The following is a 6,826-nucleotide window of genomic DNA, read 5'->3' on the forward strand; positions in this document are numbered from 1 at the left end:
CATGACCCCGCCCCCGCCCCCTCCCGCGCCCGCTCCCGCTCCCAGCATCAGCGCCGGCAGTACCTCGGTGCCGCTGCTGGAACACACCATCGGCGTCGCGCTCGACCGCGCGGTGGCCGCGTTCCCGGACCGGGAGGCGCTGGTGGACCTGCCGAGCGGGCGCCGCTGGACCTACCGGGAGCTGGCGGCGGAGGTGGACCGGCTCGCGCTCGGACTGCTGGGCCTCGGTGTCGGAGTCGGCGACCGGGTGGGCATCTGGGCGCCGAACTGCCCCGAGTGGGTGTTCACCCAGTACGCCACCGCCCGGATCGGCGCGATCCTGGTGACCGTCAACCCGGGCTACCGCTCGCACGAGGTCGAGTACGTGCTGCGGCAGGCGGGGATCCGCACGGTGGTCGCCGCGGCGGGCTTCAAGACCTCCGACTACGCGGCCATGCTCGCCGAGGCGGGCCCGCGCTGTCCCGGCCTGCGGGACGTGCTGCTGATCGGCTCGCCGCAGTGGCGGGAGCTGGCGGCGGCGGGGGAGCGCGGCGACCGGGAGCGGCTGGCGGTCGTCGGTGCCGGACTCGGTGCCCACGATCCGATCAACATCCAGTACACCTCGGGGACCACCGGCTTCCCCAAGGGCGCCACCCTCTCGCACCACAACATCCTCAACAACGGCTATTTCGTCGGGGAGTTGTGCGGCTACACGGAGGCGGACCGGATCTGCGTGCCCGTCCCGTTCTACCACTGCTTCGGCATGGTGATGGGGAACCTGGCGGCGCTCTCGCACGGCGCCTGCGTGGTGGTCCCGGCCCTGGCCTTCGACGCGGCGGCCACCCTGCGCGCGGTGGCGGCCGAGCGCTGCACCTCGCTCTACGGCGTGCCGACCATGTTCATCGCCGAGCTGAACGACCCGGGCTTCGCCGAGCACGACCTGTCGAGTCTGCGCACCGGGATCATGGCCGGCTCGCCGTGCCCGATCGAGGTGATGAAGCAGGTCGTCGACCGGATGGGCATGCGGGACGTCTCCATCTGCTACGGCATGACCGAGACCTCCCCGGTCTCCACCCAGACCCGGGCCGAGGACCCGCTGGAGCGCCGGGTGTCCACCGTCGGCCGGGTCGGCCCGCACCTGGAGGTCGCGGTGGTCGATCCGGAGACCGGCCTGACCGTGCCGCGCGGCACCCCCGGCGAACTCCGCACCCGGGGCTACTCGGTGATGCTCGGCTACTGGGACCGGCCGGACCGCACCGCGGAGGCGGTCGACGCCGAGGGCTGGATGCACACCGGCGACCTCGCGGTGATGGACGAGGAGGGGTACCTCAACATCACCGGCCGGCTCAAGGACATGGTGATCAGGGGCGGCGAGAACATCTACCCGCGCGAGGTCGAGGAGTTCCTGCACACCCACCCCGACATCCTGGACGTCCAGGTCGTCGGCGTCCCCGACGTCAAGTACGGGGAGGAGCTGATGGCCTGGATCCGGCCGAGGCCCGGCGCGCCGGAGCTGACGGCGGAGACGCTGCGCGAGTACTGCGCGGGCCGGATCGCGCACTACAAGGTGCCGCGCTACGTGCACCTGGTGGAGGAGTTCCCGATGACGGTCACCGGGAAGGTCCGCAAGGTGGAGATGCGGGAGCGGGCCGTCGAACTGCTGGGCCTGGCCGACGCGGCGGACGTCGAGCACGCCTGAGCGCGGGGGTGCTCCCGTGGCCCGTTCGGGGCCCCGGGAGCACCCGGGCCCCGAACGAGGACGACCGGTCGCACCCGTCAGAGCGCGGCGACCTCGGCCCGCAGGGCGGGGAGGGTGGCGTAGAAGACGCCGCCGGGGCAGTCGGTGGCCAGCCAGTCGCGGTGGCCGCTGATCAGGTCGACCGGCTTGGTCACCCCGTTGACCGGGTTGACGAAGGTGACGTGCGCCTGCGGGTCCAGCCCGTGGGTGCGGGCGGCCAGCGAGAGCACCAGGGCGAGCGACTTCCGGGCCTTGGCGGTGGGCTGCTGGTCGACCAGGGTGCCGAGCAGGGCGACGCCGAGGTTGCCCGAGTTGAAGCCGGCGGTGTGGAAGGCGGTCACCGCGTTGCCGTTGGCGTCGAACCCGGGGATGCCGTCGTCACCGGACCAGCGGCCCTCGTAGATCCGGCCGGCCTCGTCGATGAGGAAGTGGTAGCCGATGTCGCCCCAGTCGTTGGTGATCGCGTGGTACTCGTAGATCGCGCGCACGGTGGCGGCCGGGTCCGGGTCCGCGTTCGGGGTGTCGGTGTGGTGCACCGTCAGGGTCTGCAGCGGGTAGTACTTGGCGGGGGAGTTCTCCACGCCGTTCTTGAACCGCTTGGACTCGTCGGCGCCCCAGGCGGCGCGGCTCAGGTACTCGACGCCGCAGAAGGTGACCGGCGTGGTCGGGGAGAGCGTGGTGGTGCGGGCCGGGCCCGTGGTGGTGTCCAGCGCGGTGGAGCGCAGGTTGGTGGCGCCGTCGGGCAGGCGCAGGTCGTAGCCGACCGCGCCGTCGGCGGGGACCAGCGCGGCCGAGACCGGGGCGGCCTTCGCGGCGGTGCCCGCGACGTCGGGGCCGCCCGCGCAACCGGTGGCGATCGGCTGCCAGGCCCCCGGGCCGGTCTCCTCGTGGTGGAGGCGGATGGCGCCGCCGCGGCGGGGGCCGTCCCAGCTGACGCCGACGTACTGGATCGGGAACTCGGTCCGCACACCGGCGGCGGCGCGACCGGCGGCGGAGCGGGCCCGGGTGGCCGGGACGGTCACGGTCCGGGCTGCCTGGTTGCCCGGCGCGGCCGGAGCCGGGGTGGCCGGCGCGGCCGGGGTGCTCGGCGCGGCGGCGTGCGCGGCCGGGGCGGTGGCGATCGCGGCGGCGGTGGCGCCGATCGCGGTCACCAGCGTGCGACGGCTCACGGCGGAGCTGGGGTTCGGCATCGGGATCCTGTTCTCGGGGTGGCACGGACGTGCAGGTCGACCGGCCATGAGCCGGTCAATGAGTCGATCATGAATCTACCCAAATGATCGTTTCTGGTGGCAACCCCTAAAATTCGGCTGCCCGAACGGGCAACCCGCCCGACCGTCCGTCGGATCGCCCGCCCCACCGCCCGGCCCGACCCGCCGCGGGCCGCCGCCGCTACCCGAGGATCCGCAGCGCCGCCGCCGCCCGGGCCCCCACCGGTGCCCCGGCGCACGCGAGTTCACCGAGATAGAGGCAGACATCGGCCCGCGCCGCCCCGGCCCCCGGCACCGCGAGGAACGCCCGCGCCAGCTCCTCCGGTTCGGCGTCCCCGGCGACCAGACCGTGCAGCAGCTTGCGCACCGCCGGCTCGAACGGGTCCCGAGGATCCTCGTACGGGGACTCCAGGAAGGCCTCCCAGGCGTCCGCCGAACCCGCCGGCCCCTCCGTCAGCAGCCGCAGCACCGCCACCTCCACCAGCACCGTCGACGAGGCCGCGACCTCGGGCGCCACCTCCGCCAGCAGCGCCCGGGCCTCCTCGAACCGTCCGTCGTGCCGGTACGCCGCCGCCAGCGCGCACCGCACCGCCGGATCCGCCGGATCACGGGCCAGCACCGCCGACAGGTCGGCGACCGCCGCCGCCGGACGCCCGGCCTGCCGGTGCGCCTGACCGCGCTCGGCCAGCGCCCAGGTGTAGTCCGGATTGTGGGTGACCGCCGCCGTCAGATCGGCGATCGCCTCCTCCACCAGACCGGCCTGCCGCCGGGCCTGCCCCCGGGAACCCAGCGCCCAGGGGTCGTCCGGTTCGAGCACCAGCGCGGCACTCAGATCGGTGATCGCCTCCTCCAGGTCCCCCGCCAGCCGGTGCGCCTCGCCGCGCAGCGCCAACGCCCAGGCGTACTCCGGGTCGATCACCAGAACGGCCGTCAGGTCCGCGATCGCGTCGTCCAGCCGGCCAGCCTGCCGGTACGCCTGCCCGCGCGCCCGCAGCGCCCACACGTCCGAGGGGTCCAGCGCCAGCGCCGAGGACAGGTCGGCCACCGCCTGCGCCAGCCGCCCCGCCTGCCGGTGCGCCTCGCCCCGCTCGGCCAGCGCCCACGCGTACTCCGGGTCCAGCGCCAGCGCCGCCGTGAAGTCCGCGATCGCCTCCTCCAGCCGCCCCGCCTGCCGGTGCGCCTCGCCCCGCTCGCCGACCGCCCACGCGTACTCCGGGTTGAGCGCCAGCGCGGCGGTGAAGTCCGCGACCGCCTCGTCCAGCCGGCCCGCCTGCCGGTGCGCCTGGGCACGTGAGCCCAGCGCCCAGGCGTTCTCCGGGGTGAGCGCGATCGCCGCCGTGAAGTCCGCCACCGCCTCCTCGGGCCGACCCGCCTGCCGGTGCGCCTCGCCCCGCTCGGCCAGCGCCCACGCGTTCTCCGGACCGAGCGCCAGCGCGGCGGTCAGATCGGCGATCGCGTCGTCCAGCCGTCCGGCCTGCCGCAGGGCCTGGCCCCGTGAACTCAGCGACCAGGCGTCACCGGGATCCAGCGCCAGCGCGGCGGTGAAGTCCGCGACCGCCTCGGCCAGCCGCCCGGCCGTCCGGAACGCCTCGCCGCGCTGGGTGAACGCCCAGGCGTACTCCGGGTCGAGCAGGATGGCGGCGGTCAGATCGGCGACCGCCTCGTCCAACCGCCCGGCCAGCCGGTGCGCCTGGCCGCGCGAGCCCAGCGCCCAGGCGTCGTCCGGGTCGAGCGCCAGCGCCGCCGTGAAGTCGGCCATCGCCTCCTCGGCCAGCCCGGCCAACTGCCGGGCCTCGCCGCGCCGGGACAGCGCCCAGGCGTACTCCGGGTCGAGGGCCAGCGCCGCCGTGAAGTCCGCCAGCGCCCGCTCGTGGTGGCCGTGCCAGTTGAGCACCCGCCCCCGGTAGGCGAGCGCCTGCGGCAGGTCGGCGGCGATCGCGACGGCCTGGTCGAGGTCGGCGAGGGCGTCGTCGTCCCGGTCCTCGACGAAGTACTGGTAGCCGCGATGGGTGAGCGCCCAGGCCCGCACCCGGACCGGCAGACCGGGACCGGCGAGCACGTCCAGGACCGCCAGCACCGGCTGCTCACCGGCCGCCGCCGCGTGGATCCGGCGGGCCCAGCGGGTCAGTTCGGCATCGTCGCTGTCCTGCGCGGCCTGGCTGAGCATCTCCGCCCACGGCGCCAGCGCGTCCGGGGCGTCCCCGGCGGTGCGCGCCGTGTGCTCCAGGGCGCGCGGCAGCCGGGCCAGCGGATCGGCGCAGAGCAGGTGGTAGGTCTCGCTCAGCAACTGCCGCCGCCACCTGGGGTCGGCGCCGCGCCGGGCCGCCGGCAGGTACAACTCGACCGCCGCCCGCGCCGCGGCGTGGTGCTCGGCGAGGCGGGTGTGCGCGGCCGTCCACTCCCGCGGGGTGTGGATCCGGCGCCGGCGCACCATGCTGGTGCGGACCACGGCGTGGTACTGCAGGAAGTCGCCGCGCCCGGTCACGAAGGGCTGCACCGACAGCCAGTCCCAGACCGCCGGTTCGGCCTCCGGCACGGCGCAGGCGAACAGGTCGCGGTTCAGCTGCAGCGGGAGCGCCGCGGCCAGCACGGTGTCCCGGCGCTCCGGTTCGGGGATCCACTGCAGGAAGCGCACCACCGCCTGGTCGACCATGTCGGCGCCGACGTCGGCGACCTCCTCCACCGCGCCGGGATCGGCCGCCGCCAGCAGCGCGACCAGCAGCGGCAGCCGCATCGACATCCGCAGCACCGCGTCGACCACCAGCGGATCGGTGACCCCGCGCGCCGTCAGCAGGTCGCGGGCCTCCTGCTCGGTGAACACCTCCAGCGGCACGTCCACCAGGACCGCCCGCCACGGCGCCCACTCGCGCTCGGCCAGCTCGTCCCGGCCGGCCAGCACGAACACCACCTCCAGCGGCAGCGGGCCGAACGCGTCGTCGAGGATCTCCCGCAGCCAGCCGTCGAGATAGCGGCCCGTCAGCTCCCAGGTGTCGAGGAAAAGGACGATCCAGGGGCGGCGGTCACGGTCCCGGCCGCGGTCCCGGTCGCGGTCGCAGAGCCGGGACAGCTCCGCGACGAAGGCCCGGCCGAGCGCCGCCTCCTCCACGTCGCCGCCGCGCCGACGCTGGCGCACCCCCGCGATCAGGCGCTCGGCGCCCTGGGCCACCGCATCCGGGTTCGCCACCGCCGCGACCACACCCGCACCCGGCAGCACCGAGACCGCCCCGAGCGCCGCCTGGGCCACCAGCCGGGTCGGCAGCGACGCACCCTCCCCACCGGGCGGCTGCTCCGGCTCGCGGTCCGCCGCGGCCTGGAGCGAACGCCGGTACTGCTCCAGGGCCTTGTCGAACTCCCGCAGCGGACCGGCCTGTTCGGCGAGCTGCCGGGCCAGTGCGCCGAGCGCCGTCTCGACGCTGTGCACATCGGTCTCGTCGACCAGGGCGGTCAGCGCACCGGCCCGCCGGGCCGCCTCGCGCCACTGGGCGAGCAGGGTGGACTTGCCGACCCCGCCGACCCCGCGCACATGGAACAGGAAGTCCGCCGGATCCGGCCCGGAGTCCGGGTCCGGATCGCGGGCGAGATTGTCCACGAACAGCGCCAGCTGCGCTCTGCGGCCGATGAATTGCGCACCGGTGCGCTGCCGCACCGCCTCCGCACGCGACAGACGCCTCCGTGCCTGTGCCATGCCACCCCCTGCCGTGCTGCCCGGCGGGTCGCGCCGACCACGAGTCCGGTGCCGCCGGTGCCGCTGTCGTGAGGACGACCGTAGTGAATCGGCCCCCGTGCTGTCCTGCTTTCGGCCATCTGTCGTGTGCAGGGCGGGTGTTGACAGCAGGGCGGGCGGATGCTCCGGAGCGGTGCGGTGCGGTGCGGAGTGGGAGTGGGAGGGGGAGGGGGAGGG

Annotated in this window: 3 protein-coding genes; 1 reads left to right on the plus strand and 2 read right to left on the minus strand. The window is 75.2% G+C overall.

All coding sequences use genetic code 11. The features are described 5' to 3' along the window. Position 1 precedes the first annotated feature (1 nt). Positions 2-1,678, plus strand: a complete 1,677-nt coding sequence (locus IF01_RS0135275; RefSeq protein ID WP_030397703.1) for an AMP-binding protein — start codon at positions 2-4, stop codon at positions 1,676-1,678. A 77-nt stretch (positions 1,679-1,755) separates the two neighbouring features. Here IF01_RS0135275 and IF01_RS42805 read toward each other — a convergent pair whose 3' ends face one another. Together IF01_RS42805 and IF01_RS42810 are read right to left on the minus strand one after the other, a co-directional pair. After that, complete coding sequence (locus tag IF01_RS42805) at positions 1,756-2,907, minus strand: peptidoglycan recognition protein family protein (RefSeq protein WP_051740315.1); 1,152 nt, start codon at positions 2,905-2,907, stop codon at positions 1,756-1,758. 199 nt (positions 2,908-3,106) lie between these two features. Beyond that, a complete protein-coding gene (locus IF01_RS42810) occupies positions 3,107-6,610 on the minus strand; it encodes an ATP-binding protein (protein WP_030397705.1) in 3,504 nt (1,167 codons plus the stop codon). Between the last annotated feature and the right edge of the window lie 216 nt (positions 6,611-6,826).

The organism is Kitasatospora purpeofusca, from assembly GCF_000718025.1.
GTDB lineage: Bacteria > Actinomycetota > Actinomycetes > Streptomycetales > Streptomycetaceae > Kitasatospora > Kitasatospora purpeofusca.

What these genes read in the sequence shown, in the direction of transcription:
- IF01_RS0135275 (WP_030397703.1), top strand. Translation starts at nt 2, where the DNA reads ATGACCCCGCCCCCGCCCCCTCCCGCGCCCGCTCCCGCTCCCAGCATC.
- IF01_RS42805 (WP_051740315.1), bottom strand. Translation starts at nt 2,907, where the DNA reads ATGCCGAACCCCAGCTCCGCCGTGAGCCGTCGCACGCTGGTGACCGCG.
- IF01_RS42810 (WP_030397705.1), bottom strand. Translation starts at nt 6,610, where the DNA reads ATGGCACAGGCACGGAGGCGTCTGTCGCGTGCGGAGGCGGTGCGGCAG.